Here is a 26,462-nt window from a genome sequence, read left to right as displayed (position 1 = left end):
AAAGCCTGTCAGCTCTTCTGGAAAATGCTTTCGCCGTCAGGGAATACCATGTCGATCAAGCATCCGATCATTTCCATTACCGGCTCGTCCGGCGCCGGCACCACCTCGGTCAAGCGGACCTTCGAGCAGATCTTCCGCCGGGAGAACATCGAGGCGGCCTATGTCGAGGGCGATTCCTTTCATCGCTATGACAGGGCCGAGATGCGGGCCCACATGGCGGATGAGGCGGCCAAGGGCAACAAGCATTTCAGTCATTTCAGCCCGGAAACCAATCTGTTCGCCGAGCTGGAGGCGCTGTTCCGCGACTATGGCAATCACGGTACCGGCACCACGCGCCACTATGTCCATGATGACGAGGAGGAGATTCTCTACGGGGCCCCGCCCGGGACCTTCACACCCTGGAAGCCGCTGCCTCCAGGCACCGACCTGCTCTTTTATGAAGGGCTGCATGGAGCGGTGGTGACCGACGAGGTCGACGTTGCCAAATATGCCGATCTCAAGATCGGCGTCGTGCCGGTGATCAATCTCGAATGGATCCAGAAGCTACACCGCGATCGCAGCACGCGGGGCTATTCGACCGAAGCGGTGACCGACACCATTCTGCGGCGCATGCCGGACTATGTGAACTATATCTGCCCGCAGTTCACCCATACCGACATCAATTTCCAACGCGTGCCGACGGTGGATACCTCAAACCCCTTCATCGCGCGCTGGATCCCGACGCCGGATGAATCGATGGTGGTGATCCGCTTTCAGGTGCCAAGGGGGATCGATTTTCCCTATCTGCTGTCGATGATCCCCAACAGTTTCATGTCGCGGGCCAACTCCATCGTCATCCATGGCTCCAAGCTGGATCTGGCCATGCAGCTCATCCTGACCCCGTTGATCCTGCAACTGGTCGATCGCAAGAAACGGGCCGCCTAGAAGCGCGCCCGCAAGACACAGAGCCTTTCCGTGAACCACACCACCGTCTGCCCTCGGCAGCGGAATGGGAGGACATGTCCGTGAATATCTCGACGCCATCAGCCACTTTCGAGACCTCGGTGCCACATCGCGACATGGCGAATGCCCTGCGTTTCCTGGCCATCGATGCCGTGGAAAAGGCCAAGTCCGGGCATCCCGGCATGCCCATGGGCATGGCCGACGTCGCCACCGTGTTGTTCTCCCGTTTCCTGAAGTTCGATCCGTCGGACCCCGCCTGGCCGGACAGGGACCGCTTCGTGCTTTCAGCCGGGCACGGCTCGATGCTGCTCTATGGCCTCCTGCATCTCACCGGCTATCCCGAGCTCACGCTGGAAGAGCTGAAATCCTTCCGGCAATGGGGCTCCAGGACGCCGGGGCATCCCGAATATGGTCACACGCAAGGCGTGGAAACCACGACAGGCCCGCTCGGGCAGGGGCTGGCGACGGCCGTCGGCATGGCCCTGGCCGAGCGCCTCGCCAATGCCCGCTTCGGGGACGATCTCGTCGACCACCATACCTACGTCATCGCCGGCGATGGCTGCCTGATGGAGGGGATCAGCCACGAGGCAATCTCGCTGGCCGGCCATCTCAGGCTCGGCAAGCTGATCGTGCTGTTCGACGACAACGAGATCTCGATCGACGGGGCCACCTCGCTCTCCTGCTCGGACGATCAACTCGCCCGCTTCGCGGCATCCGGCTGGTCGACGCGACGGGTCGATGGCCATGACCGCGAGGCCGTGGCCAAGGCGATCGCCGAGGAACGGGCGACGGAGCGGCCCTCGCTCATCGCCTGCCGGACCATCATCGGCTTCGGCGCGCCCAATCGGCAGGGCACGGAGAAGGTGCATGGTGCGCCGCTGGGCGCCGAAGAGAGTCTGGCCGCGCGCGAGGCTCTGGACTGGCCATATGAACCTTTCGAGATTCCGTCCGAAATCCGCGAGGCATGGCTGGCGGTTGGCGCCCGCGGCAAGGCCGAGCACGAAGCCTGGCAGCAGAGGCTGCACGATGTCGGCGAAACGGAAAGACGCCAGTTCGAGGAAGCTCTCAAAGGCGGGATGGGGGCGGAGCTCAAGCGTGCCTTGGCCGGCATCCGGCAGCGCTTTGCCAGCGAATGCCCAACGATCGCCACGCGGCAGGCGTCCCAGCAGGTCATCAATGCGATCGTTGCCGCTCAGTCCAATCTCCTGGGGGGCTCGGCCGACCTCACCCATTCCAACCTCACCCAAGCAAAGGGGTTACAGCCGGTGCAGGCCGACGATTTCACGGGAGGCTATATCCATTACGGCGTGCGCGAATTCGGCATGGCCGCAGCCATGAACGGCATCGCCCTGCATGGCGGCTTCATCCCCTTCGGCGGCACCTTTCTGGCCTTTGCCGATTATTCACGGCCGGCGATCCGGCTGGCAGCCCTGATGGGGGTGCGCGTGATCCACGTGATGACGCATGATTCCATCGGTCTTGGCGAGGATGGACCGACCCACCAGCCGGTGGAGCATCTGGCGGCGCTGCGTGCCATTCCCAATCTGCTGGTGTTCCGGCCGGCTGACGCCGTCGAGACCGCCGAGGCCTGGGAGTGCGCGCTCATGGCCGACAGGCAACCGTCGGTGCTCTGCCTGTCGCGCCAGGCCCTGCCGACGCTGCGTTCCGACTGCGGCGTGAATGGGGTCGCTCTCGGCGCCTATGTCCTGGTCGAGCCACCGGGGGTGCGAGACATCACCCTGATCGCCACGGGGTCGGAGGTTTCGATCGCCGTGGAGGCGGCCGAACGCCTGGCGAAGGAGGGCATTCGTACCGCCGTGGTTTCGGCACCCTGCTTCGAGCTCTTCCGGCGTCAGGGACCTGTCTATCGCCAGGCCGTGCTGGGAACGGCTCCACGCATCGGCGTGGAGGCGGCAGTCGAGGCCGATTGGTCCCGCCTGCTCGGGGAGGATGGGGTCTTCATCGGCATGACGGGCTTCGGCGCCTCGGCACCGGCCGGCGATCTCTATCGCGAGTTCGGCATCACGCCCGGCACCATCGTGGAGACCGCCCGCCGGCTCGCGTCGGGAAAACGGGAATAGGGTTTGTAAGTCTGTAAATTTCAAAAGCTGCAATGGAAACGGAGGCTGTCATGGCCCGCATCACTCTCAGGCAATTGCTGGATGACGCCGCCGAGCATGGCTATGGCGTGCCGGCCTTCAACATCAACAATATGGAGCAGGCACTCGGCATCATGGAGGCCGCGGCGGCCGTCGATGCTCCCGTGATCCTGCAAGCCTCGCGGGGCGCCCGCTCCTATGCCAACGACATCATGCTGGCGAAGATGGTCGAAGCCCTGGAGGAGATGTATCCGCAGATCCCGCTCTGCCTGCATCTCGACCACGGCAATGAGGAGGCGACCTGCGCGACGGCGCTGCGCTATGGCTTCACCTCTGTGATGATGGACGGCTCGCTCGAGGCCGACGCCAAGACGCCGGCGAGCTACGACTACAATGTCGCAATCACCCGGCGCGTCGTCGATCTTGCCCATTGGGTCGGCGCCTCCGTCGAGGGCGAACTCGGCGTGCTCGGTTCGCTCGAACAGGGGGGCGGCGAACAGGAGGACGGCCACGGCGTCGTCGGCGAGGTCGGCCACGACCAGTTGCTTACCGATCCCGACCAGGCGGTGGATTTCGTGCGGGCCACCAAGGTCGATGCCCTGGCCATCGCGATGGGCACGTCGCATGGCGCCTACAAGTTCAGCCGCAAGCCCGATGGCGACATCCTTGCCATGCATGTGATCGAGGAGATCCATCGCCGCATGCCCGGCGTGCATCTGGTCATGCACGGTTCCTCCTCGGTGCCGCAGGAACTGCAGGACATGTTCAACGCCTTTGGCGGGGAGATGTCGCAGACCTGGGGCGTGCCGGTGGACGAGATCGTCCGGGGCATTCGGCATGGCGTGCGCAAGGTCAATATCGATACCGATTGCCGCCTCGCCATGACCGCCGCCTTCCGAAAGGTCGCCAGCGAGAACCGCAGCGAGTTCGATCCGCGCAAGTTCCTCAAACCCGCCATGGACGGATTGAAAACCCTTTGCCGCGAACGTTTCGAAGCGTTCGGCACGGCGGGACACGCCTCGCGGATCAAGGTCGTTCCGCTGCCCGAAATGGCCCGGCGCTATCGAGCCGGCAGCCTGGAATCGAAACTCGCTGGCCTGGCGGCCGCAGCATAGCGCAATCCATCCAGTCAAGGAGGACGAGATGAACGTGAATACACAAACCGTCCGCGGCAAGGATCGCTACCGGTCCGGCACGATGGAATACAGGAAGATGGGCTATTGGGAGCCCGACTACGAACCCAGGGACACGGATGTCATCGCGCTGTTCCGCGTGACGCCCCAGGATGGCGTCGATCCGATCGAGGCCTCGGCGGCCGTGGCCGGCGAATCCTCCACCGCCACCTGGACGGTGGTGTGGACGGACAGGCTGACGGCGGCGGAAAAGTACCGGGCCAAGTGCTACCGGGTCGACCCGGTGCCAAACGCGCCCGGCCAGTATTTCGCCTATATCGCCTATGACCTCGATTTGTTCGAGCCGGGCTCGATCGCCAACCTCTCGGCCTCGATCATCGGCAATGTCTTCGGCTTCAAGCCCCTGAAGGCGCTGCGCCTGGAGGACATGCGCTTTCCCGTGGCCTATGTGAAGACCTTCCAGGGGCCGGCGACCGGTATCGTGGTCGAGCGTGAACGGCTCGACAAGTTCGGCCGGCCGCTGCTGGGGGCCACGGTGAAGCCCAAGCTCGGCCTGTCGGGCCGCAACTATGGCCGCGTCGTCTACGAGGCGCTGAAGGGCGGACTCGATTTCACCAAGGACGACGAGAACATCAACTCGCAGCCCTTCATGCATTGGCGCGAGCGCTTCCTCTATTGCATGGAGGCGGTGAACAAGGCACAGGCCGCGTCCGGCGAGATCAAGGGGACCTATCTCAACGTCACGGCTGGCACGATGGAGCAGATGTATGAGCGGGCCGACTTCGCCCGGGAGATCGGCTCCAACATCGTCATGATCGATCTGGTGATCGGCTACACCGCGATCCAGTCTATGGCGGCCTGGGCGCGCCGCAATGACATGATCCTGCATCTGCACCGCGCCGGCCACAGCACCTATACGCGCCAGAAGAGCCATGGCGTGTCGTTCCGCGTCATCGCCAAATGGATGCGGCTGGCCGGTGTCGACCACATCCATGCCGGCACCGTGGTCGGCAAGCTGGAAGGCGATCCCAACACCACGCGCGGCTATTACGACATCTGCCGCGAGGACTTCAATCCGACCAACCTCGAACATGGCGTCTTCTTCGACCAGCATTGGGCCAGCCTCAACAAGCTGATGCCGGTGGCCTCCGGCGGCATCCATGCCGGCCAGATGCATCAGCTTCTGCATCTGCTCGGCGAGGACGTGGTGCTGCAATTCGGCGGCGGCACCATCGGCCATCCGCAGGGGATCGCTGCCGGCGCAACGGCCAACCGCGTGGCACTGGAAGCCATGATCCTCGCCCGTAACGAAGGGCGCGACTACTTGCATGAGGGCCCGGAAATCCTGGCCAAGGCGGCCAATAGCTGCACCCCGCTCAAGCAGGCGCTCGAAGTGTGGAAGGACGTCACCTTCAACTACGAATCCACTGACACGCCGGACTTCGTGCCCACCGTCGCCGTCACGGCCTGAAAGGAGAGGGACAATGCGTATCACACAAGGATGTTTTTCCTTTCTGCCCGATCTCACCGACGAGCAGATCGGCCGGCAGGTGCAATATTGCCTTGAGATGGGCTGGGCGGTGAACATCGAATTCACCGACGATCCCCATCCCCGCAACACCTATTGGGAGATGTGGGGCCTGCCGATGTTCGACCTGCGCGATTCGGCGGGCGTGATGATGGAACTCGCCGAATGCCGGCGCGTCTATGGTGATCGCTATATCCGCATCTCGGGCTTCGATTCCACGCATGGCTGGGAGTCGGTGCGTATCTCCTTCATCGTCAATCGCCCAAAGGACGAGCCCGGGTTCCGCCTCGAACGCCAGGAGAGCGTCGGACGCAACATCCGCTACACCACCCACAGCTATGCCGCGGACCGGCCGGAAGGCCAGCGTTACGGCTGAGACGTCCCAGTCCGGTTGGTGACGGCAGTGCCTCCCGTCCCTGGCGACCAACTGGACAACTTGCTCCGCCGCCGACCGGGCGGCGGAGCCTTTCGGGAGAATTTCCATGCTCGATGCAGACACCGTGAAAGAGGCCGGAACGCCGGTGGCGCAGTCCATCGATCTCAGGCAGGAGTTCGAGGCGGTCGGCATCGCCGACGTCTTCGCCCAGCTCGATCGCGAACTGATCGGCCTCAAGCCGGTGAAGACACGCATCCGCGAGATCGCCTCGCTTCTGATGATCGAGCGTATCCGGCAGAAGATCGGCCTGGCGAACGATCCGCCGACCCTGCACATGTCCTTCACCGGCAATCCCGGCACCGGCAAGACCACGGTGGCCCTGCGCATGGCCGACATCCTGCACCGCCTCGGCTTCATCAGGCGCGGGCATCTGGTTTCGGTGACCAGGGACGATCTGGTCGGCCAGTATATCGGCCACACAGCGCCGAAGACCAAGGAGATCCTCAAGAAGGCGATGGGCGGCGTGCTGTTCATCGACGAGGCCTATTATCTCTATCGTCCCGAGAACGAGCGCGACTACGGCCAGGAATCCATCGAGATCCTGCTGCAGGTGATGGAGACGCAGCGCGACGATCTGGTGGTGATCCTGGCCGGCTACGAAGATCGCATGCAGAAGTTCTTCGCCAGCAATCCCGGCTTCCGCTCGCGGGTCGCCCATCACATCGATTTTCCCGATTATGAGGACGGCGAACTGCTGTCGATTGCCGAGCTGATGCTGCAGGAGCGCAACTACCGCTTCGATGCGCAGGCACGGGCGGCGTTCGTCCGCTATATCGAGCTGCGCAAGACCCAGCCTCTGTTTTCCAATGCGCGCTCCATCCGCAACGCCCTCGACCGCATCCGCCTGCGCCAGGCGAGCCGGCTCGTCGACGACCTCGACCGCAGGCTGACCGCGGACGACATCATGACCATCGAAGCGGCCGATGTGCTGGCGAGCCGTGTGTTTGCCAAGGGCACGCAGCCCGATGGCGGCAGCGCCTGACCAGGAGCACAAAGGAAAGGAAGACCATTATGGCAGAACCGATCGTGATCGCGCCCTCCATCCTGTCGGCCGATTTCGCGCGGCTGGGCGAGGAGATCAAGGCTATCGACGACAGCGGGGCGGACTGGATCCATTGCGACGTAATGGACGGGCATTTCGTGCCCAATATCACCTTCGGGCCCGATGTCATCAAGGCCATCAGGCCCTACACCAAGAAGCCCTTCGACGTGCATCTGATGATCACGCCGGCCGATCCCTATCTGGAAGCCTTCGCCAAGGCCGGCGCCGACATCATCACCGTACATGCCGAATCCGGCCCCCATCTGGATCGCTCACTGCAGGCGATCCGTTCTTTCGGCTGCAAGGCGGGAGCGACGCTTTGCCCGGCTACGCCGGAAAGCGTACTGGATTATGTGCTCGACCGTCTGGATCTCATCCTGGTGATGACGGTCAATCCGGGTTTTGGCGGGCAGGCCTTCATCACCTCGCAGCTCGACAAGATCCGGCGCATCCGGGCGATGATCGGAACACGGCCGATCCGTCTCGAGGTCGATGGCGGCGTCAATCCAGAGACGGCAGCCCTAGTCGCCGCGGCCGGCGCCGATACCCTTGTGGCGGGATCGGCCGTGTTCCGGGGCGGGGCTGCAGATTATGCGGGCAATATCGCCGCCATTCGCGAGGCAGCGGAAGACCATGTCCGCAAGGCGGCATAGCGGCAGGATGCGGCCTGGATCGCCCCCGGGTGCGGCTCAGTCGAAAATGGTCTCGATTTCCGGCCTTCTGGGCGCAGTGACGAAGGCTGCCTGCAGGATGAGCACGATCGCGCCGGCCGCTGCGGAAGCGTAGGAGATATCACGCCAGCTGTAAAATGCGGTGACGTAGCCTGCCACGCCGGGGCCAAGTGCCGTGCCCAGGAAATAGAGGGCAAGCAGCACACTTATGACGTCGCCCCGCCATCGCCGGCGAGCATTGTCGGCCGCAAATGCAAGACTGACGGAAAGGAGGCAACCGCTTGCTGCTCCCTGAAGCAGGCGCCCGATGGCCCAGACGGAAAAATCGGGGGCAAGTCCGCCCAGGGCTTCGCCGGCGACGAAGACGGCAGTTGCCGCCAGCAGCAGGGGCTTGTCGCCAACCAGTGCCCGCAGGCGCCCGCCTAGGGCGAGAAACAGGATCAGGAACAGTAAAACGCCAGAGGTGACGGCGCCTATGAGTGCGTAGGAGAGCGCGAATTCCTGAAAGATGGCCGAGAGGCTGATCGAGGCAGCTCCGGAACCGAAGCCGATGACCAGGAGGGTGCAGGCGAGGATGAAGAACTGCAAGCCACGGGAGGGCCCTTGGGTTTCGCCGGACATCGACATCTGTAGCCTCCCACGAGCCTTGCAAAAACAAAGGGCGCCCCGAAGGCGCCCTTGATTTCGATCCGGAAACCGATCTTACTTGATCTTGGTTTCCTTGAACTCGACGTGCTTGCGTGCGACGGGGTCATACTTCTTCATCGCGAGCTTTTCGGTCTTCGTGCGGGTGTTCTTCTTGGTGACGTAGAAGTAGCCCGTGTCTGCCGTCGAAAGCAGCTTGATCTTGATGGTTGCGGCCTTGGCCATGGTGATGCTCCGAATATTGCTACCGGACCGTATCGGCTAAGGCAGCAAAGCCGCGCAATGGCGCGGCCCTTTTGAATCTTGGCGCACACTACTCATGGAAGCGCCGAAGTCAACCAAAAGAAGAGCGCGCCAGCGGGAATTGTGCGGTCATGCCGGCCGCTCGCGGCTCTTCTAGATCTCTTCCCGGCTCCGCACGCCTCGCTGCTCGCGATAGAAGGGTACGGGAACGTCCTTCTCCAGGCCGATTTCCAGTCTCTTGGCGACTTCCTCGAGAATGGTGCGGGTGATCCAGACCAGATCTTCCGCGCGGGCTTCGTCGAAGGAGAGCCATTTCGTTTCGATCAGCTCCGAGTCGGGACCGACGACGCCTTCGGTCTGGTGCGCGATGGCGTTCGCATCGGCCACGAAGAAGCGCGTGTCGAATCGGCGTTTCATGCCCGGCGGGGTGATGGCTCGGGCGACGAAATGCAGGCTCTCGGGCGAGGGGAACACCTCGTGTTCGGCGAAGGCCTGCCAATGGGCGCTGCTGGTGGACGGAGCTCCGAGGCCGGTCTCGCCGAGCAGGATGCCGGTTTCCTCGAAGGTCTCCCGGATCGCACACAGGGCCAGCGCCCTGGCCTTGGCCGGGGAGGGGCTGACAACACGGGTGAGCAGGCCGCGTTCGGTATGGGCGGCCAGCGTGCCATAGGCACTCATGCTGCGATCGGCCGGCTCGACGCGCCCGCCGGGAAATACCATCACACCCGGCATGAAGGCATGGCCTGAATGTCGCCTTCCCATCAGGATGCGCGGTTTCCTGCCGGTGCGGTCGAGCAGGATCAGCGAAGCGGCATCGCGGGGGTGGACGGGACGAGGTTTTGACGGCGAGGACGGGATTTCGGGCATGGGTTCAGCAGGAAGGAAATGGCTCAGTACGGAGAAAGCGTATCGGGATCCGGCTTGCCGGAGAAACCATGCATGCGGTTTGCCCATTGCAGCCCGATGATGGCACCCTTGATCATCGGCAGCAGGACCAGCGACAGCACGATGGTCAGCGTACCGAAGATCACGCCGAGCGACCAGAGCGGCATCTCCGTTTCGATCACGCAGGTAAGGATGCCTGCAACCACGATATGGCCGACGATCAGCATGGTGAAATAGGGCGGAGCGTCGTCGGCGCGATGATGCGACAGGTCCTCTCCGCAGACACTGCAGCGGGGAGCGACCTTGAGGTAGGAGGTGAAGATCCTGCCCTTGCCGCAATTGGGGCAGCGCCCAAAGGCGCCCCGCCGCATGGCGAGCGCCGCGTCGCGCTGCTCGGGCCGATATTCGTTCATCGCCGACTTCCCTTCCCGGCGCGCTCGCCTTTGAGCGCCTTGGCCTTGCGTTTGGCCGCATTGCCCTTGCGATCGGTGATCCGCGGCCGCTTGACCACGCCGACCTTTCGGCCGGGCGCTCGGCGCCGCTGACCGTCCGAGACGATCTCGAAGCGCAGTGCACCGGCAAAGGGCGCTGCCTCCACCAGCTTCACCGACACCGTGTCGCCAAGCTGGAAGGATTCACCCGTGGCTGCACCGATAAGCTGATGCGCGTTCTCTTCGAAGCGATAATAGTCGTGACCGATCGTCGCGGCGGGCACGAAGCCGTCGGCTCCGGTTTCCGCGAGCTTGACGAACAGGCCCGACTTGATCACGCCGGATACGCGCCCCTGGAAGATCTCGCCGACATGATCGGCCAGGAAATGGGCGATCAGGCGGTCGATGGTCTCGCGTTCCGCCGTCATGGCTCGCCGCTCGCAGGCCGAAATCCGACCGGCGATTTCGGAGAGCATGGCAGGCGTCATCTCCGTTGGCAGGCCGTCATCGCCCAGATGCAGCGCCCGGATCAGGGCGCGATGCACGATCAGGTCGGAATAGCGGCGGATGGGCGAGGTGAAATGCGCATAGCGCCGCAGATTGAGGCCGAAATGCCCGATATTGTCGGCCGAATACTCAGCCTGGCTTTGCGAGCGTAGCACCACGTCGTTGACGAGATGGGCGTTATCGGTGCCTGCTACTCTTTCCAGGATGACGTTGAACTGGTTCGGCCTAAGCGAGCCCTGCTTGGAGAGCGGAATGTCGAGCGTGTGGAGGAACTCGCGCAAAGCGATGATCTTCTCCATCGAAGGCTCGTCATGCACGCGATAGACCAGCGGTGTCTTCTTGGCCTCCAGCGTCTCGGCCGCCGCGACATTGGCGAGGATCATGAATTCCTCGATCAGCCGATGAGCGTCGAGGCGCTCGGGAACGACGACGCGGTCGACCATGCCGTTGGGCTTCAAGAGGATCTTGCGCTCCGGCAGATCGAGGTCGAGCGGCCCGCGGCCTTCGCGCTCCGTCTTCAGGCAGGCATAGGCGGCCCACAGGGGCTGGAGGACAGGAGCGAGCAGCGGGCCCGTCACCTCGTCAGTATCGCCGTTGATGGCGCGCTGGGCCTGCTGGTAGGAGAGCTTGGCGGCCGAGCGCATCATCACGCGATGGAAGCTGTGGCGCAGCTTGCGCCCGTCGGCGGCGATGATCATGCGCACGGCCAGCGCCGGCCTGTCTTCGTTGGCCCGCAGCGAACACAGGTCGTTGGAGATACGTTCCGGCAGCATCGGCACGACACGATCGGGGAAATATACCGAATTGCCGCGGATCAGGGCCTCGCGGTCAAGCGGCGAATCCGGCCTGACATAGGCGGCGACATCGGCGATCGCCACGGTCAGGATATGACCGCCCGGATTGGCCGGATCGGGCTCGGCATGGACGGCGTCGTCGTGATCCTTGGCGTCGGCCGGATCGATGGTGATCAGCGGCAGGCGCCGCCAATCCTCGCGGCCGGACAAGGTGGCGGGCTTGGCGGCTTCGGCCTCTTCCAGCGTGTCCTTGCGGAAGACATAGGGAATGTCGTGGGCATGGATGGCGATCAGGCTGATCGCCTTTTCGCTGCCGACCTTGCCGACGCGTTCGACGATGCGCGCCATCGGCGGGCCATGGCGGGGGGCCCGCAGAGGCTCGATGGCGACGAGTTCGCCATCCTCGGCCTTCGCGGCATCGTCGGGCCGCACCAGCATCTCGCGGCCGGCATTGCGCTTCTCGATCGGCACGATCTGGCCTTCGCCATTGGGAAGGCGGCGGAAGACGCCGAGAATACGCTGGCGCAGCCGCTCCAGCACTTTGATCACCCGGCCGGTCGGCTGATGATCCGAGCCGCCATCGGCCATGCGCAGGAGAACGCGGGAACCCACGCCGGGCGCCGCGCCGCCGAAGCGTTTGGGAACGGTCACCACGATGCGCGGCGGCTTGCCATTGTCCTCGTTCCAGTCGGAAGGAACGGCGACGAGTTCGCCGTCCCGGTCACGGCCGGTGATGTCGGCGACGAGGGAGGAGGGCAGGGCGCCGGGCGCATTGAAGCCCTTGCGGCTGCGCTGCACCGCGCCTTCGTCGGCAAATTCGTTGAGCAGATGTTTGAGGGCGATCTTTTCGGCCCCGCCCAGGCCGAATTCACGGGCGATCTCCCGTTTGCCGGCGCGGCCATGCGAGCGGGCGATGAAAGCGAGAATGTCTTCGCGGCTGGGCAGGGCGGGTTCCAATGCCTCGGCTTGTTTGTTTTTACGAACCACAGAAATTATTCCGAATTGGCGTTGGCGGCCCGGCATGCCCAAGGAAAGCGGGCAGTGGATCCAGTGTCATCATAGACCAACGCATGGGGTATTTGTCGAAGCCAATCGTGGACATTGCGCATTTCCGCAACGTCCTGCGCGATTGGCAGCTGTGTCTGTCGAAGGAAGAGGTTGTCGAAGCGCTCTGCGCGGCGATCCCAACGGATCCCACTGCGCGTCAGAGCCGTGTTTGGCAAAACGCGGAACGGCAGGAAACTCAACGTGCCGGGACAGACTGTCCAAAACCCTCAAGCGTTCCACCGGCACGGGCGGGGGGGAGGGATGGTTCGATCGAACCGGACACATGGGCATATAGGTTCATGTTCGTGATCTGTCAATGAAAATGCTGCGTTGCAGCATTTTTGCCGCCATCCCCGGGAACATGTCGCGTTGACCCGTCGGGGAGCGATGATATCGTTCCTGTTTTTGCGGGTCCAAACTGGGAGTGCGGTATGCGTGGTGCATTGATCGGACTTTGCCTCTCATCGACGCTCGTTGCGGTTTCGAGCGTCCTTTCTTCGGCCCAAGCGCAGGACAGCACCAAGCCCGACGACAATCTCAATGCCGTGCTCTGGGACCAGACCGCTGTCGAAGCCAAGGCCAATGCGACAGCCATGTTCGCCCTGGCGAGGATCAGGCTCGACCAGGCCCTCGCCGACCCTGCCTGGACGGCCGCGCCCGCGGAACAGACAGGTGATTTCAAGGATCATCCGCCGGCGATCGTCCTCGATGTCGACGATACCTTGCTCAACACCTCCAATTACCAGGCCTGGAACGTCAAGGCGGCAACGAGGTTCACGCCGGAGACCTGGACGAAATATGTCAAGGCGCAGGTCGATACCGCCATTCCCGGCGCGGTTGAATTCACCCAATATGCCGCCTCCAAGGGCGTGAAGGTCTTCTATGTCACCAACCGCACCAAGGAGGAGGAAGAACCGACGGTGCAGTTGATGACGAAGCTTGGTTTCCCGGATGGCGGCAATGTTGACACCTTCCTCAGCGCCAAGGAACAGCCGGACTGGAAGTCGGCCAAGGGCACAAGGCGGGCAGTGATTGCCAAGGATTATCGCATCCTGCTGCTGGTCGGTGACAATCTCGGGGACTTCACCGATGCCTATAAGGGCACGCCGGAAGAGCGCGATAAGGTCTTTGCAGACAATGCGTCCCATTGGGGGCATGACTGGATCGTGATCGCCAATCCGACCTATGGCTCGTTCGAATCCGCGCCCTACAAGAGCAATTACGAGCTTTCTGCCGACGAGCAACGCAAGCTCAAGATCGAGGCGCTGAAGAGCTGGGATGGCCAGTGAGATTGCAAAAGCCGGCGGCGTCCGTCCCCTGACGGTCTGGTACAACACCAAATGTCCGGTCTGCGATGCCGGCATCCGGCATCAACGCAACCGGCTCCTGGAAGCGGTCAAGGCCGGACGCATCGAGTTTCTGGACATCAATCTCGAACCGGATGCCCTCGCGCATTTCGGCGCCAGCCTCGACGACATCAGGCGGCGCCTGCATGCGACGGACGAGGATGGCCGTTTGTTGGTCGGCGCCGACGTCGCCCTGGCCGTCTGGCGGCGCACACCGGGACAGGCCTGGATTGCCGGCCTGCTCGGCGCGCCGGGGATCCGCACGCTGACCCGCTTTGCCTATGATCGCTTCGCAAACCTTCTATTCGCCTGGAACAAGCGCCACGGGCGGTGGTAGCGGACCTGGTTCCATCACGGCAGGGGAACAGGGATGGCAAGATGGCGTCTGTCGGGCTCCTCCCAGCTATGGGGCCAATAGCTCACCAATGCCACCAGCCGCGGCCTGGCATTGGCCGGCCTGTAGACGAAAAGCGCATTCAGGCCATTGGACTGGGAACAGCCGCGCTCCTGTCCGGTAGCCTCGTCGACATAGACGATTTCATTGTTCCGGTTTTTCTCCGGCAGGGTGCGCACCAGCAAAAAGCTCTTGAGCTTGTCACGCCCGCGAGCCGCGCAAGCCGCGTCGGTGATCGTGCGGGACAGAACGTCCACCGTGACGTCGCCGCCGGGAAGGGCATTCCCGATGCTGAGATTCGTTACTTCGGCGGCCATGGTGGCATAGGCCTGGTCGGGAGTTGGCGGATCGAACAAGCGTGCGTCCTCGTGCATGACCTGCCTGGTCGGCTTCTCGCCGATGCCAAGCCGGGCCAGCAAAGGCTCCGCTTGCTTTCTCGTCTCGGCCCGGGCGGCGTCCTCGGGGCCTTCCTTGTCATGCTCGATGGCGAAGGGCGCGCCGGGCACGGATTTGCCGGTGTCGAGATCGAGCACGAAGATCGTGCTGTAGGGATGGATGGAGGCATCGCGCGTGCCGTATTCCTCGAAGGCGAAATAACGGCCGTCTTTGGAAAAGCCGATGATGTCGGGCGTGGCGGCATCGCCGGCGAGGGCCGGCAAGGCGGCGAGATTGCAAGACAATATGACGCCGAAGAGCCTCACAGTGTAACGAACCATGACCCACCTCCCGCTTGCTTGCCTCAAGCAAGCTAGAGTTGTGCGCGAGCAGAAGAAAGTGCCGATCGGAACAGGAGGGGGATCCGCATCGCGAATTCCGGGTGCACGGGCATCTTGCCCGTTCCTGGAAACGCGGCATTCGCAGAATAAGAAGAACGGGCAAGATGCCCGTGCACCCGGAAACGCCGCCTCAATCGGTATCGAATGGCACCTCGTCGGAATCGACGATTGCCTTGGTTGCCTTCTTGGCGGCAGGCTTCTTGGCGGCCGTGGCTTTCTTGGCTGGCGCCTTTTTGGCGGCCGGTGCCTTCTTGGTCGTCGGTGCCTTGCCGGCCTTGGCGGCAATCAACTCGATGGCCTGGTCCAGGGTCACCGCATCGGCTTCCATGCCCTTGGGCAGGGTGGCGTTGACCTTGCCGTTGGTCACATAGGCGCCATAGCGACCCGGCTTGACCTCGACCTTGCCACCGCCCGGATAATCGCCGAGAGGGCGCCCGGCCGGTGCAGCCGCCCCGAAGCGGCGTCCCGAACCGCCACTTTCCTTGGTGAGGATCAGGTCGACGGCCCGGTTGGAGCCGATCGACAGCACGTCGTCATCCTTGTCGAGATTGGCGTAGGTCTTCTCGTGCTGGACATAGGGGCCGTAGCGGCCGATGCCGACCAGGATCGGCTTGCCGCTCTCGGGATGCACCGCGACTTCCTTCGGCAGGGAGAGCAAGGCCAGCGCCCGTTCGAGATCGACATTGGCCGCGCTCATGCCCTTCGGCAGGCTGGAGCGCTTGGGCTTTTCGCCCTCCCCAAGCTGGACATAAGGACCGAAACGTCCGTCACGCAGCGTGACGTCCAGGCCAGTCTCCGGATCGCTGCCGAGCTTCCTCGTGCCGGCCTCGCCGCCGCCTTCCGCATCGCCATTCTGGTCGGCGCCGGCCGACAATTGGCGGGTATAGCGGCATTCGGGATAGTTGGAACAGCCGATGAACGATCCGTATTTGCCGAGCTTGAGCGAGAGCGTGCCGGTCCCGCAAACGGTGCATTGGCGCGGATTGGAACCATCGCCCCGATCGGGGAAGATGTGGGGACCGAGCAGATCGTTGAGCGCGTCGAGGACCTGGGTGGTGCGCAATTCCTTGGTGCCGTCGATGGCAGCCGAGAAATCGCGCCAGAAATCGCGCAGGACTTCCTTCCAGTCGAGCTCGTGGTTGGAGATACGGTCGAGCTTTTCCTCCAACGCCGCGGTGAAGTCATATTCGACATAGCGGGCGAAGAAGCTCTCGAGGAAGGCGGTGACGAGGCGGCCCTTGTCCTCCGCCTTCAAACGTTTCTTGTCGACAGAGACATATTCGCGATCCCGCAGCGTGGCGAGCGTCGCGGCATAGGTCGAGGGCCGCCCGATGCCGAGTTCTTCCATGCGCTTGATCAGCGTCGCCTCGCTGTAGCGGGGCGGCGGTTCGGTGAAATGCTGGGTGGCGGCGATCGATTTCTTGTCGAGCTTCTCGCCGGCAGTCATGGCGGGAAGACGCTTGCCGTCCTCCTCGTCGCCATCGTCGTCGCGGTCTTCATTGTAGAGCGTCAGGAAGCCGTCGAACTTCACGACCTGGCCGGTTGCGCGCAGATCGAGCTTGCGCCCGCCTGCCTCGACCAGGATGTCGACCGTGGTGCGCTCGAGCTCTGCCGAAGCCATCTGGCTCGCGACCGTACGCTTCCAGATCAGTTCATAGAGCCGGGCCTGCTCGTTGTCGAGGAAACGGGTGACGTCCTTGGGCGTACGGAAAGGATCGGTCGGCCGGATCGCCTCATGGGCTTCCTGGGCGTTCTTGGCCTTGGTGATGTAACGGCGCGGCGTTTCGGGCAGGTAACCCGGCGCATAGCTCTTGCCGATCATGCTGCGCACAGCGGCGACGGCCTCCGGCGCCATATCGACGCCGTCGGTACGCATATAGGTGATCAGGCCGACCTGTTCGCCATTGAGATTCACGCCCTCATAGAGACGCTGGGCGATCTGCATGGTGCGGTTGGGCGACAGGCCGAGCTTACGGCTGGCTTCCTGCTGCAGCGTCGACGTGGTGAAGGGCGGGAAGGGATTGCGCCGGGCGGGCTTGGCTTCGACACCCGCCACCACATAGCGGCCCCGGTCGAGGGCATCCCGGAAGGCGAGTGCCTCCTTCTCCGTGCCGACGTCGAGGCGCTGGATCTTCTGGCCGTCGGCGCCGACGAGGCGCGCTTCGAACAGATCGCCGCGCGGCGTGGTCAGGGTGGCGACGAGGGACCAATATTCACGGGCGACGAAGCGCTCGATCTCGAGTTCCCGGTCGCAGACCAGGCGCAGGGCCACCGATTGGACGCGGCCGGCCGAGCGGGCGCCCGGCAGCTTGCGCCAGAGCACCGGCGACAGGCGGAAACCGACGAGATAGTCGAGGGCACGGCGGGCGAGATAGGCGTCGACCAGGCCTTCGTCGATCTCGCGCGGCGCCTTCATCGCCTTCAGGACAGCGTCCTTGGTGATGGCGTTGAAGGTCACGCGTTCGACCGGGATATCCTTGATGGCGCGCTTCTGGCGCAGGATCTCCAGCACATGCCAGGAGATCGCCTCGCCCTCGCGATCAGGGTCGGTTGCCAGAATGAGCTTGTCGCTCTCCTTCACCGCCTTGGCGATGTCGGACAGGCGCTTGCCGGCCTTGGCGTCGTTCTCCCAGACCATGGCGAAATCGGCGTCGGGCTCCACCGAACCATCCTTGGCCGGCAGGTCGCGCACGTGACCGTAGGAGGCGATCACCTGGTAGTTGGAACCGAGATATTTGTTGATCGTCTGTGCTTTGGCAGGCGACTCAACGATGACGACAGGCATGGGCGGGCCGTTCAATACGCGGAAAACGAAATCTCCCCTGCCAGGAGCTCACCTCGGTGGCCGGCCAAACAGGGCATGGAAACGAGCAGGCCGTCCGGCTTTTCGGCGCGAATAGGCGCCCTGGAGCCGTCGACTAACTGCCAAATAAGGGTAAATCCGAAAATTGCAAACTGGCGCATTTGTCAGATTAGGTGGTGTTGCAACCACCAAGGCGGCGGCAAGATGGGCAAAAGGCGGGCTCAAGTCAATTCGGCCGACCGGCGTACAACAGCGACACCATGCCATTGCCGTGCCGTTCGATTCGGCCCGACATGTCGAGTTCGAGCAAGGCGAGCTGAACTCGCCTTGCATCCAGGCCGCAGGCGCGCACCAGCTCATCCATGGCTACGGGCGAGGGGCCGAGCACGGCGATCAGCCGATCCTGGTCGGGATCGCCCGTCGAGGCGTCCGGTGGGGCGGGCGGGGCTTCGGAGGAAGGAGCCTCGAAATTGAAACGAGGTTGAATGGGCCGCCGCGGCGTCGCTGCGGGGCGTTCGACCAACGGTGTCAGGGCTTCCAGCACGTCGCCGGCATGCCGAACCAGGATGGCGCCTTCGCGCAGCAATCGGTTGCTGCCTTCGTTGCGCGGGTCGAGCGGGGAACCCGGGGCTGCCATCAGTTCCCGGCCTTGCTCCAAGGCAAGGCGGGCGGTGATGAGGGAGCCGGAGCGCGCAGCGGCCTCTATGATGACGACGCCGAGCGAAAGGCCCGAGACGATGCGGTTGCGTTTGGGAAAATCGCGTGCCGTCGCTACCCAGCCGAACGGCATCTCGGACAGGATGCAGCCTGCCTCGCTGATATCCTGTGCGAGCTGTATGTGCTGGGGAGGATAGATATTGCCGAGACCGCCGCCGACCACGGCGACGGTGCCGTTTCCTACCGTGGCGCTATGGGCTGCCTCATCGATGCCGCGGGCCAGGCCGGAAACCACGGTGAAGCCGGCATTGGCCAGTTCGCTCGCCATTGCAGCCGCGAATCGGCGCCCGAGCGCGGAGGCATTGCGGGCTCCCACGATGGCGACCATCGGCCGGGACAGGGGGGCGAGCGAGCCCCAGGCGGCGAGGAGAGGCGGGGCCGAATCGATAGTTGCCAGGGAGACGGGGTAGTCCGCTTCGCCTACGGCCAAGAAGCGGGCGCCAAGAGCAGCCATGGCTTGCAGCTCCCGCCGAAGGCCGGCTTCGGACGGCAGTTTGAGGGCTCGGCCGCTGCGTCTGGCAATCTCGGGCAAGGCTTCGATTACCGCCCTGGCGGAGCCGTGGCTTTCCATGAGGCCCTTGAAGCTGATGGGGCCGATGCCGTCGCAGCGGATCAGGCGCAGCCAATCCAGCTTTTCTTCATCCGAGAGAGTTAACGCTGGCGACGTCACGCCTTCTTTCCGATGCGGCTCTCCGTGCCATTGAGGAGACGGCCGATATTGGCGCGATGCATCACCCAAAGAGCCGTCGAGAGGAGGGCAAAGAGCAGGGCTTCACGCTGGTAGCCCATCAGTAGCAGTCCGATCGGGCTCAGCAGGCTGGCCGTCAGGGCGGAGGCGGAAGAATAGCGGGTGGTGAAGGCCACCAGGACCCAGACCAGTGCGAAGAAGATGGCGATGGGCCAAGCGAAGGCGGCAAGCAGCCCGAGATAGGTCGCAACCCCCTTGCCGCCCTTGAATTTCAGCCAGATCGGGAAGAGGTGGCCGACAAAGGCGGCGAGACCCGCGAAGACAGCGACCCCGTCGCCCCAGAAATGGCGCGCGAGCAGCACGGCGGCCGTGCCTTTGAGGGCGTCGAGGATCAAGGTGGCGGCCGCCAGGTCCTTGCGCCCGGTGCGCAGGACATTGGTGGTGCCGATATTGCCCGAACCGATGGCGCGGATGTCGCCCAATCCTGCCAGGCGGGTGAGGATCAGGCCGAAGGGGATCGACCCGAGCAGATAGCCGAGCAGCAGCGCCGCCAGCGTCGTCGTCAGGGTCAGGTCGGCAAACATCGGCAGCTCGCTTTGGGAAGAAAAGGTCCGTGCCGCACACTATCGCCACTCGACGAGGCCCGGCCACGAAAATTTTTACTTCGGGGCGAGGTGGGACTTCGAGGCGGGAGTTTTCCTCAGCCTTTGTTGGGGCGGCAGGTTGCGATGACCCGGGAGCACGCTAAGGCTTTCCCTGTGTGCCGTGCTGGTTCAATGCTGTATGACGCAGGGACATGCCGCATATGCGGGAGCCGGCCGACTGAAGGAGATTTGAATGCGTGCCATCGTGGCTTCGGCCTTGTTTCTCGGCTTTGCCAGCGCTGCCTTCGCGCAACAGCCGACCTATAACGAGCAGGTCGAGAAGGAGTTTCCCGCCTTGGACAAGTTGGTGAAGGCCCAGCCCTACAAGGGAGCTTACAGTACCCTTCTGAAGGAATTGTCACCCGTTCCCGATTATCTGTCCGATGTGCTCCGGCGCAAGGGTGACTATATGACCTTCGGCTCGAAGCAGGTGAGCGTCGATGGTTCGGCCTATCGCGTCGCCATGGTCTGCCCCACCAATGTGACCTGTGCCGAATATGGAAGCGTCTTCCTGTTCACGGCCGATGGCCGTCGGGCCTGGGCGGAGATCCGCGACGGCGACAAGCCGGTCTATCTGGGCGGACCCAGCGCGGCGCAGAAGCAGGTTCTGGACCAGACATTTGACGAATAATGGCTGAGTGCGGTCTGGTGTGCCGATCTTCAGATCGGCATTCGGAGCGCAGTTGCCGGTCTGAAGACCGGCACACCAATGACCACCCTCGTAGCGCCAGGTCGGGCAATACGTGACCTGGCATGGCGTTTCCCAAGCTCCAGCGAACGGGGACGCTGGTATCAGCTCCGTTCGAACACCTGCTTGCCGGCGACGAAGGTTCGCGAGACCAGACCGCTGAGGCGAGCACCGTCGAAGGGCGAGTTCTTGCACCGTGAGCGCAGCTTGGCGGCGTCGAGCACGAAGGGCACGTCGGGATCGAAGACGATGACGTCGGCGCTGGCGCCCTTGGCGAGGGTGCCGCCGGGCAGGCGCAGGATCTCGGCGGGGCGCGTCGAGAGGGCGCGCAGCAGGCCGATCAGGTCGAGCGAGCCGTCATGCACCAGGCGCAGGCCGGCCGAGAGCATAGTCTCCAGGCCGATGGCGCCGTCGGCCGCCTCGGCGAAGGGCTGGCGCTTGGTCTCGACGTCCTGGGGATTGTGATCGGAGACGATCGCATCGACCAGCCCATCCTTGATAGCCTGCACCAGGGCCATGCGGTCATCCTCATGACGCAGCGGCGGCGACACCTTGCAGAAGGTGCGGAAACCGTCGATGTCGTTCTCGTTGAGGGTGACGTGGTTGATCGAGGTGGAGGCGGTGACGCTGAGCCCATCCTTCTTGGCCCGGCGCAGCACCTCGATCGAGGCGCGGCTGGTGACGGTGGCGGCGTGATAGCGGCCGCCGGTCAGGGCGACCAGGCGCATGTCGCGCTCCAGCAGCATCGCCTCGGCCTCGGCGGGAATGCCGGGCAGGCCGAGGCGGCTGGCAAATTCACCCTCGTTCATCACGCCGTCACCGGCCAGGTCCTTGTCCTGGGTGTGATGGATGATGAGGGCGTCGAAGTCGCGGGCATAGGTCAGCGTCCGGCGCATCACCCGGGCATTCATCACGCTGCGCGCACCGTCGGTGAAGGCCAGAGCGCCGGCCTCGCCGAGCAGGCCGATCTCGGTCATCTCCTGTCCGGCAAGCCCCTTGGTCAGCGCCGCCATGGCATGGACCCGCACGATGGCGGTGTCGCGGGCACGGCGCAGCACGAAATCGACCACGGCGGGATCATCGATCGGCGGATGGGTTTCCGGCGTGCATACGATGGTGGTGACGCCGCCGGCCGCCGCGGCCTGCGAGGCGGTGGCGAGCGTCTCGCGATGTTCGGCGCCGGGCTCCCCCGTCACGGCGCGCATGTCGATCAGGCCGGGAGCGACGACCTGGCCCTCGCAGTCGATGACATCAGTGTCCGATCCGACGGCGCCGGCGGTGAGATGACGCCCGGTATCGGCGATGGCGCCGTCTCGAATCAGCAGACCGCCATGCTGCTGGGTACGGGCAGCGGGATCGGTCAGCAGGGCGTTGGCCAGAAGCAGAGGGCGAGCGTTCGTCAACTTTTCATTCCCCTCAGACATTCGGCAGGTTGCGGGCGAGCGCTTCGAGCACGGCCATGCGGACGGCGACGCCCGCCTCCACCTGCTCGCGGATAAGCGACTGGGCACCGTCTGCGACCGCGGTATCGATTTCTACCCCGCGATTCATCGGCCCGGGATGCATCACCAGCGCATCCGGCTTGGCATGGCTGAGCTTTTCTTCGTCCAGGCCGAAATAGCGGAAATATTCCTTGATCGAGGGAATGAAGGCGCCGGCCATGCGCTCGCGTTGGAGACGCAGCATCATCACGATATCGGCATCGCGCAGGCCTTCCTTCATGTCCCTGTGGATCTCGACGCCGAAGCGGTCGATGCCGGCCGGCAGCAGAGTGGAAGGGGCGATCAGGCGGACGCGGGCCCCCAGCGTGCCGAGCAGCAGGATATTGGAGCGGGCAACGCGTGAATGCAGGATGTCGCCGCAGATGGCCACCGTCAGCCCGGCGATGCGCCCCTTGTTGCGGCGGATGGTGAGGGCATCCAGCAAAGCCTGGGTCGGGTGCTCGTGGGCGCCGTCGCCGGCGTTTACCACGGCGCAATCGACCTTGCGGGCCAGGAGATGCACGGCGCCGGCCTGGTTGTGCCTGACCACGATCACGTCTGGCCGCATGGCGTTGAGGGTGATGGCGGTATCGATCAGCGTCTCGCCCTTCTTCACCGAGGACGAGCCGACCGACATATTCATCACATCGGCGCCGAGCCGCTTGCCCGCCAGCTCGAAGGAGGACTGGGTGCGCGTCGAGGGCTCGAAGAACAGGTTGATCTGGGTGCGCCCGCGCAGGGCGGACGATTTCTTCTCGACCTGCCTGTTGAAGGCGATGTGCTCGTCGGCTTCGTCGAGCAGGCTGATGATATCGCTCTCCGTCAGGCCTTCGATGCCGAGGAGGTGGCGATGCGGATACGTCGCTGGGGCTGTCTTTGTCATCAAAGCCGATTTCATAGGCTGCACCGGTGACGGCAGCAAGGCAGGAGATGCGCCTTGCGCATTTTTCCACCGCGGGCGTTGGAGGGGCGATCTCCTCGGCTCCACAGAATGATAGGCGCGGGCGACCATTTTCTTACGGCGACAGCCGTGTTTGCACGCGGTCGAACTGGAGATCGCCCCTCCAGACGACCTTGCCTATCCCTCCGGCCAATGCTATCGGCGAAGGGATATTCGAACCGGGAAAGGAGGGCTGCGCATGATTATTCGCTGCGATCATCATCGCCAGCGTGGCCCAGTCCAGGCCCTGCAAACGCGTTTGCAGGGCTGACCAGAGGTCGTATCTCCCCATACTGGTCTGCCCTTCATGGCCGTGCAGAACGAGCTGCAGCTCGTGACTGCGCATTGTCAAACGCCGTGCCTTCGCCCCGTATCCCTTGATGGCTTGATGCCCGGGATATTGCGATCGCCGGTTCGGACCAGAGAATTTCCATGAGCCTGATTACCCTGCGCAACCTCGGCGTGACGCTGAGCGCACCGCTCTTCTCGCAACTCAACCTTTCCATCAATGCCGGTGACAGGATCGGCCTGGTGGCGGCCAATGGCCGAGGCAAGTCCACTTTGCTGCGCTGCATCGCCGGCACGATGGAAGCCGGGGAGGGCGATATCACAAGATCACGGGGCTTGACGGTCGGACATGTCGAACAGCAGGTCCCGCCAGCCCTCCTGGCAGCGCGCTTTTATGACGCCGTACTGGCAGCACTGCCCGAAGAAATGCAGGCGAGCGAGGCCTGGCGCGTCGACGTCACCCTCGACTCGCTGCAGGTGCCGGACGATCTGCGCCAGCGAGCGCTCGGGCAGTTGAGCGGCGGCTGGCTGAGGCTCGCCATGCTGGCCAGAGTCTGGGTGAGGGAGCCCGATCTCCTGCTGCTCGACGAGCCCACCAACCATCTCGATCTTGCCAAGATCGCCCTGCTGGAAGATTGGCTCAATGCCCTGCCGCGCGACGTGCCGCTGCTGGTGGCGAGCCATGATCGTGCCTTCCTCGATGCCACCACGAACCGCACCCTGTTCCTGCGCCCGGAGCGATCGCAACTCTTCCCCCTGGCCTATTCGCGGGCACGGGCTGCCCTTGAGGACGCCGACGCCTCGGAGGAACGGCGCTATCAGCGCGACATGAAGACGGCCCAGCAATTGCGCAAGCAGGCGGCGAAGCTGAACAATATCGGCATCAACTCCGGCAGCGATCTCCTGGTGGTCAAGACCAAACAACTCAAGGAGCGGGCAGGGCGCCTGGAAGAGGCGGCAAAGCCCGCGCATCAGGAGCGCTCCGCGGGGGCAGTCCGTCTCGCCAGCCAGGGTACGCATGCCAAGGTTTTGGTCACGCTGGAGGATGCCGCCGTGACCATTCCGGATGGGGCCCTGCTGTTCCGGACCGGACAGCGTTTCATCTGTCAGGGCGACCGTATCGTCCTGCTTGGCCGGAACGGCGCGGGCAAGAGCCGCCTCATCGCCATGCTGCGCCGCGCCATCGCCCAGCCGGAGACCAGCGTTGAGGGCATAAAGGCAACGCCCGCGCTGGTGCTGGGTTATGGTGACCAGGCCCTTGCCGATCTCGACGATGGGCAGACGCCGCACCACGCCCTGACCCATCGCTTCGAGGTCGGCGACCAGCGGGGACGCTCCCTGCTGGCGGGAGCCGGCATCGCCATCGAGAAGCAGACCCGGCCGATCGGCCAGCTTTCCGGTGGCCAGAAGGCGCGTCTGGGCTTGCTGATGCTTCGGTTGGCCGAACCGAACTTCTATCTCCTCGACGAACCGACCAATCATCTCGACATCGAGGGGCAGGAGGCGCTGGAAGGGGAATTGCTGCGTCCCAATGTCAGTTGCCTGCTGGTTTCGCATGACAGGAGCTTCGTGCGGGCCGTCGGCAACCGCTTCTGGCTGATCGAAGGCCGGCGGCTCATCGAGCTGGAGGGGCCGGAAGCATTCTTCGCTTCCATCAGCCAAGCGGGAAGCTGATCCTTCCTGGCCGGTCCTCCTGCTCGAGCCACGGGCACGATCAGGAGGACCGGCGGGATAGCCGGTATTGCCCCTATTTTGTGGCTGGGGCCTCTCCATGGGGCTTGAAGAGCGCCTTTCGCCCTGTCGGTGGCCCGAAATTTCCCTTGTCCGGGCGGGGAGGCTGGCTCTTAATGCCCATGCCGGGGGGCGCCGAACAAGAACAGCGGGGGAGAACGCTCATGGCAGGCGCGGCGGCAGGTCAGTCGAAAGCGGGGACCGTTCTCAGGGTCACCAGCGGCAATTTCCTCGAAATGTTCGATTTCTTTCTGTTCGGGTTTTACGCCACCCAGATTTCCCAGGCCTTCTTCCCGTCCCAGAACGAAACGACATCTCTCCTGCAGGCCTTCATGACGTTCGGGGCCGGGTTCCTGATGCGGCCGCTCGGTGCGCTGTTCCTGGGCTCCTATATCGATCGCATCGGGCGGCGGCAGGGGCTGATCGTCACGCTCGGCATCATGGCGATGGGCACCGTGCTGATCGCTTTCGTGCCGGGCTATCAGACCATTGGCGTGCTGGCGCCGATCCTGGTGCTGGTCGGGCGGTTGCTGCAAGGGTTTTCGGCCGGCGTTGAACTGGGCGGCGTCTCCGTCTACCTCGCGGAGATGGCGACACCGGGCAACAAGGGCTTTTATGTCTCCTGGCAATCGGGGAGCCAGCAGGTCGCCATCGTCGTCTCGGCCCTGATCGGCTATGCGCTCAATCACCTGTTCGTGCCGGAGACCATCACCGATTGGGCTTGGCGCATTCCCTTCTTCATCGGCTGCATGATCGTGCCGCTGCTGTTCTTCCTGCGCCGGAGCCTGGAGGAGACAGCCGAGTTCGAGGCACGCCATGTCCGTCCGACCTTGCAGCAGGCCGTGTCTTCCTTGCTGCAGAACTGGCAGGTCGTGCTGCTCGGCGTGATGCTGGTGCTGATGACCACCGTCTCCTTCTATCTCATCACCGTCTACACGCCGACTTTCGGCAAGAGCGTGCTCAAGCTCTCCGAGTCCGATGCTCTCGTGGTCACCTTGTGCGTCGGCATTTCCAATTTCATCTGGCTGCCGGTGATGGGAGCGTTGTCGGATCGCATCGGGCGCTTTCCCATCCTGGCGATCTTCTCCCTGCTGATGCTGGTGACCGCCTATCCCGCGCTTTCCTGGCTGGTCAGCGCGCCGAGCTTTGCGCGCATGCTGGAGGTCGAGCTGTGGTTTTCCTTCCTCTATGGCAGCTATAACGGTGCGATGGTGGTGGCCCTGACCGAAATCGTGCCAGCCCATGTCCGCACGACGGGCTTTTCACTGGCCTACAGCTTCGCCACGGCGCTCGGCGGTTTCTCGCTGGCGATTTGCACCTGGTTGATCTCCCTTTTGCAGAACAAGGCCGCTCCGGGGCTGTGGTTGTCGCTGGCGGCTGCTTGCGGATTGGTTGCGGCGCTGCTCATCTATCGTATGAAGCTGGCGAGCAGCCGGCCGGATCCGGCTTCGGCCTTCTAGAACAACCGAACGTTCGGACCCGAATGCTCGTTTGCTCTAACTCTTTGTTGAATGGTTTCTCCTGTGTTCCGGAAGGTCGCAGGACGGTTCGGGGGGTGAGTAT

General features: G+C 63.7%; 24 protein-coding genes. 12 read left to right on the top strand and 12 right to left on the bottom strand.

Annotated features, from left to right (window positions below; translation table 11 throughout):
- Positions 1–48 precede the first annotated feature (48 nt).
- The 7 genes from U1R88_RS04365 (at position 49) to rpe (ending at position 7,833) form a co-directional block, all read left to right on the top strand.
- Positions 49–924 (top strand): phosphoribulokinase, encoded by an 876-nt coding sequence (locus U1R88_RS04365; protein WP_322430132.1) that lies wholly within the window; start codon positions 49–51, stop codon positions 922–924.
- 74 nt (positions 925–998) lie between these two features.
- Positions 999–3,023 (top strand): transketolase, encoded by a 2,025-nt coding sequence (gene tkt / locus U1R88_RS04360; RefSeq protein ID WP_322430131.1) that lies wholly within the window; start codon positions 999–1,001, stop codon positions 3,021–3,023.
- Between the two features lie 50 nt (positions 3,024–3,073).
- Positions 3,074–4,156, top strand: coding sequence for a class II fructose-bisphosphate aldolase (gene fba / locus U1R88_RS04355; RefSeq protein ID WP_322430130.1), 1,083 nt, complete (start codon positions 3,074–3,076; stop codon positions 4,154–4,156).
- A gap of 28 nt (positions 4,157–4,184) precedes the next feature.
- Positions 4,185–5,645 carry a form I ribulose bisphosphate carboxylase large subunit gene (locus U1R88_RS04350; protein WP_322430129.1) on the top strand — a complete coding sequence of 487 codons (1,461 nt, stop codon included), beginning with the start codon at positions 4,185–4,187 and terminating at the stop codon, positions 5,643–5,645.
- Positions 5,646–5,658: 13 nt separating this feature from the next.
- A complete protein-coding gene (locus tag U1R88_RS04345) occupies positions 5,659–6,078 on the top strand; it encodes a ribulose bisphosphate carboxylase small subunit (protein ID WP_322430128.1) in 420 nt (139 codons plus the stop codon).
- 106 nt (positions 6,079–6,184) lie between these two features.
- Positions 6,185–7,120, top strand: coding sequence for a CbbX protein (cbbX, locus tag U1R88_RS04340; protein ID WP_322430127.1), 936 nt, complete (start codon positions 6,185–6,187; stop codon positions 7,118–7,120).
- A gap of 29 nt (positions 7,121–7,149) precedes the next feature.
- A complete protein-coding gene (gene rpe / locus U1R88_RS04335) occupies positions 7,150–7,833 on the top strand; it encodes a ribulose-phosphate 3-epimerase (protein ID WP_322430126.1) in 684 nt (227 codons plus the stop codon).
- 36 nt (positions 7,834–7,869) lie between these two features.
- On the opposite strand, the gene U1R88_RS04330 is transcribed toward rpe, so the two are convergent.
- The 5 genes from U1R88_RS04330 to rnr all read right to left on the bottom strand — a co-directional run bounded on the left by U1R88_RS04330 (position 7,870) and on the right by rnr (position 12,343).
- Positions 7,870–8,478, bottom strand: a complete 609-nt coding sequence (locus tag U1R88_RS04330) for an MFS transporter (RefSeq protein WP_322430125.1) — start codon at positions 8,476–8,478, stop codon at positions 7,870–7,872.
- A 75-nt stretch (positions 8,479–8,553) separates the two neighbouring features.
- Positions 8,554–8,721 carry a 50S ribosomal protein L33 gene (gene rpmG, locus U1R88_RS04325; protein ID WP_068297055.1) on the bottom strand — a complete coding sequence of 56 codons (168 nt, stop codon included), beginning with the start codon at positions 8,719–8,721 and terminating at the stop codon, positions 8,554–8,556.
- A 171-nt stretch (positions 8,722–8,892) separates the two neighbouring features.
- Positions 8,893–9,606, bottom strand: a complete 714-nt coding sequence (locus U1R88_RS04320; protein WP_322430124.1) for an NUDIX hydrolase — start codon at positions 9,604–9,606, stop codon at positions 8,893–8,895.
- Positions 9,607–9,629: 23 nt separating this feature from the next.
- Positions 9,630–10,037 (bottom strand): DUF983 domain-containing protein, encoded by a 408-nt coding sequence (locus U1R88_RS04315; RefSeq protein ID WP_322430123.1) that lies wholly within the window; start codon positions 10,035–10,037, stop codon positions 9,630–9,632.
- Positions 10,034–12,343 (bottom strand): ribonuclease R, encoded by a 2,310-nt coding sequence (gene rnr / locus U1R88_RS04310; protein WP_322430122.1) that lies wholly within the window; start codon positions 12,341–12,343, stop codon positions 10,034–10,036. The genes U1R88_RS04315 and rnr overlap by 4 nt, the downstream gene beginning before the upstream one ends.
- Positions 12,344–12,834: 491 nt before the next feature.
- Between rnr and U1R88_RS04305 the strand changes: the two genes are divergently transcribed.
- Both U1R88_RS04305 and U1R88_RS04300 read left to right on the top strand, forming a co-directional pair.
- Positions 12,835–13,692 carry a 5'-nucleotidase, lipoprotein e(P4) family gene (locus U1R88_RS04305; RefSeq protein WP_322430121.1) on the top strand — a complete coding sequence of 286 codons (858 nt, stop codon included), beginning with the start codon at positions 12,835–12,837 and terminating at the stop codon, positions 13,690–13,692.
- On the top strand, positions 13,682–14,086 hold the full coding sequence (locus U1R88_RS04300) for a thiol-disulfide oxidoreductase DCC family protein (protein ID WP_322430120.1): 405 nt from the start codon (positions 13,682–13,684) through the stop codon (positions 14,084–14,086). Before U1R88_RS04305 ends, U1R88_RS04300 begins: the two co-directional genes overlap by 11 nt.
- A 14-nt stretch (positions 14,087–14,100) precedes the next feature.
- On the opposite strand, the gene U1R88_RS04295 is transcribed toward U1R88_RS04300, so the two are convergent.
- From U1R88_RS04295 to plsY, 4 genes are all read right to left on the bottom strand, one after another.
- Entirely contained in the window at positions 14,101–14,859 is a 759-nt protein-coding gene (locus U1R88_RS04295) for a DUF2259 domain-containing protein (RefSeq protein ID WP_322430119.1), read from the bottom strand.
- A gap of 190 nt (positions 14,860–15,049) precedes the next feature.
- Positions 15,050–17,704, bottom strand: coding sequence for a type I DNA topoisomerase (topA, locus tag U1R88_RS04290; RefSeq protein ID WP_322430118.1), 2,655 nt, complete (start codon positions 17,702–17,704; stop codon positions 15,050–15,052).
- Positions 17,705–17,948: 244 nt separating this feature from the next.
- The gene (gene dprA / locus U1R88_RS04285) at positions 17,949–19,109 is read right to left on the bottom strand and encodes a DNA-processing protein DprA (RefSeq protein ID WP_322430117.1); all 1,161 of its coding nucleotides are present in this window, start codon (positions 19,107–19,109) and stop codon (positions 17,949–17,951) included.
- Positions 19,106–19,711: a glycerol-3-phosphate 1-O-acyltransferase PlsY gene (gene plsY / locus U1R88_RS04280; protein ID WP_322430116.1), complete on the bottom strand. Its 606-nt coding sequence runs from the start codon at positions 19,709–19,711 to the stop codon at positions 19,106–19,108. Before plsY ends, dprA begins: the two co-directional genes overlap by 4 nt.
- A gap of 253 nt (positions 19,712–19,964) precedes the next feature.
- Here plsY and U1R88_RS04275 point away from each other — a divergent pair, with 253 nt between their 5' ends.
- Positions 19,965–20,402, top strand: a complete 438-nt coding sequence (locus U1R88_RS04275; protein WP_322430115.1) for a hypothetical protein — start codon at positions 19,965–19,967, stop codon at positions 20,400–20,402.
- Positions 20,403–20,563: 161 nt separating this feature from the next.
- Here the strand turns inward: U1R88_RS04275 and U1R88_RS04270 are convergent, their stop codons facing one another.
- From U1R88_RS04270 to U1R88_RS04260, 3 genes are all read right to left on the bottom strand, one after another.
- Positions 20,564–21,883, bottom strand: a complete 1,320-nt coding sequence (locus U1R88_RS04270) for a dihydroorotase (RefSeq protein ID WP_322430114.1) — start codon at positions 21,881–21,883, stop codon at positions 20,564–20,566.
- Entirely contained in the window at positions 21,876–22,823 is a 948-nt protein-coding gene (locus U1R88_RS04265; protein ID WP_322430113.1) for an aspartate carbamoyltransferase catalytic subunit, read from the bottom strand. The genes U1R88_RS04270 and U1R88_RS04265 overlap by 8 nt, the downstream gene beginning before the upstream one ends.
- A gap of 133 nt (positions 22,824–22,956) precedes the next feature.
- Positions 22,957–23,226 carry a hypothetical protein gene (locus U1R88_RS04260; protein WP_322430112.1) on the bottom strand — a complete coding sequence of 90 codons (270 nt, stop codon included), beginning with the start codon at positions 23,224–23,226 and terminating at the stop codon, positions 22,957–22,959.
- Positions 23,227–23,312: 86 nt separating this feature from the next.
- Here U1R88_RS04260 and U1R88_RS04255 point away from each other — a divergent pair, with 86 nt between their 5' ends.
- Both U1R88_RS04255 and U1R88_RS04250 read left to right on the top strand, forming a co-directional pair.
- The gene (locus U1R88_RS04255; protein ID WP_322430111.1) at positions 23,313–24,842 is read left to right on the top strand and encodes an ABC-F family ATP-binding cassette domain-containing protein; all 1,530 of its coding nucleotides are present in this window, start codon (positions 23,313–23,315) and stop codon (positions 24,840–24,842) included.
- Positions 24,843–25,063: 221 nt separating this feature from the next.
- Complete coding sequence (locus U1R88_RS04250) at positions 25,064–26,359, top strand: MFS transporter (RefSeq protein ID WP_322430110.1); 1,296 nt, start codon at positions 25,064–25,066, stop codon at positions 26,357–26,359.
- Positions 26,360–26,462: the final 103 nt, after the last annotated feature.

Source organism: Labrys sedimenti (assembly GCF_034424805.1).
Taxonomy (GTDB): Bacteria; Pseudomonadota; Alphaproteobacteria; order Rhizobiales; family Labraceae; genus Labrys; species Labrys sedimenti.
The sequence above is the reverse complement of the archived record's forward strand: the minus strand, read 5'-3'. Positions and strand labels throughout refer to the sequence as shown.

What these genes read in the sequence shown, in the direction of transcription:
- U1R88_RS04255 (WP_322430111.1), top strand. Translation starts at nt 23,313, where the DNA reads ATGAGCCTGATTACCCTGCGCAACCTCGGCGTGACGCTGAGCGCACCG.
- fba (WP_322430130.1), top strand. Translation starts at nt 3,074, where the DNA reads ATGGCCCGCATCACTCTCAGGCAATTGCTGGATGACGCCGCCGAGCAT.
- rpmG (WP_068297055.1), bottom strand. Translation starts at nt 8,721, where the DNA reads ATGGCCAAGGCCGCAACCATCAAGATCAAGCTGCTTTCGACGGCAGAC.
- U1R88_RS04265 (WP_322430113.1), bottom strand. Translation starts at nt 22,823, where the DNA reads ATGACAAAGACAGCCCCAGCGACGTATCCGCATCGCCACCTCCTCGGC.
- U1R88_RS04305 (WP_322430121.1), top strand. Translation starts at nt 12,835, where the DNA reads ATGCGTGGTGCATTGATCGGACTTTGCCTCTCATCGACGCTCGTTGCG.
- topA (WP_322430118.1), bottom strand. Translation starts at nt 17,704, where the DNA reads ATGCCTGTCGTCATCGTTGAGTCGCCTGCCAAAGCACAGACGATCAAC.
- U1R88_RS04260 (WP_322430112.1), bottom strand. Translation starts at nt 23,226, where the DNA reads ATGCGCAGTCACGAGCTGCAGCTCGTTCTGCACGGCCATGAAGGGCAG.
- U1R88_RS04300 (WP_322430120.1), top strand. Translation starts at nt 13,682, where the DNA reads ATGGCCAGTGAGATTGCAAAAGCCGGCGGCGTCCGTCCCCTGACGGTC.
- U1R88_RS04350 (WP_322430129.1), top strand. Translation starts at nt 4,185, where the DNA reads ATGAACGTGAATACACAAACCGTCCGCGGCAAGGATCGCTACCGGTCC.
- plsY (WP_322430116.1), bottom strand. Translation starts at nt 19,711, where the DNA reads ATGTTTGCCGACCTGACCCTGACGACGACGCTGGCGGCGCTGCTGCTC.
- tkt (WP_322430131.1), top strand. Translation starts at nt 999, where the DNA reads ATGTCCGTGAATATCTCGACGCCATCAGCCACTTTCGAGACCTCGGTG.
- U1R88_RS04365 (WP_322430132.1), top strand. Translation starts at nt 49, where the DNA reads ATGTCGATCAAGCATCCGATCATTTCCATTACCGGCTCGTCCGGCGCC.
- U1R88_RS04320 (WP_322430124.1), bottom strand. Translation starts at nt 9,606, where the DNA reads ATGCCCGAAATCCCGTCCTCGCCGTCAAAACCTCGTCCCGTCCACCCC.
- U1R88_RS04250 (WP_322430110.1), top strand. Translation starts at nt 25,064, where the DNA reads ATGGCAGGCGCGGCGGCAGGTCAGTCGAAAGCGGGGACCGTTCTCAGG.
- U1R88_RS04270 (WP_322430114.1), bottom strand. Translation starts at nt 21,883, where the DNA reads ATGTCTGAGGGGAATGAAAAGTTGACGAACGCTCGCCCTCTGCTTCTG.
- U1R88_RS04295 (WP_322430119.1), bottom strand. Translation starts at nt 14,859, where the DNA reads ATGGTTCGTTACACTGTGAGGCTCTTCGGCGTCATATTGTCTTGCAAT.
- rpe (WP_322430126.1), top strand. Translation starts at nt 7,150, where the DNA reads ATGGCAGAACCGATCGTGATCGCGCCCTCCATCCTGTCGGCCGATTTC.
- cbbX (WP_322430127.1), top strand. Translation starts at nt 6,185, where the DNA reads ATGCTCGATGCAGACACCGTGAAAGAGGCCGGAACGCCGGTGGCGCAG.
- U1R88_RS04315 (WP_322430123.1), bottom strand. Translation starts at nt 10,037, where the DNA reads ATGAACGAATATCGGCCCGAGCAGCGCGACGCGGCGCTCGCCATGCGG.
- U1R88_RS04345 (WP_322430128.1), top strand. Translation starts at nt 5,659, where the DNA reads ATGCGTATCACACAAGGATGTTTTTCCTTTCTGCCCGATCTCACCGAC.
- U1R88_RS04275 (WP_322430115.1), top strand. Translation starts at nt 19,965, where the DNA reads ATGCGTGCCATCGTGGCTTCGGCCTTGTTTCTCGGCTTTGCCAGCGCT.
- U1R88_RS04330 (WP_322430125.1), bottom strand. Translation starts at nt 8,478, where the DNA reads ATGTCGATGTCCGGCGAAACCCAAGGGCCCTCCCGTGGCTTGCAGTTC.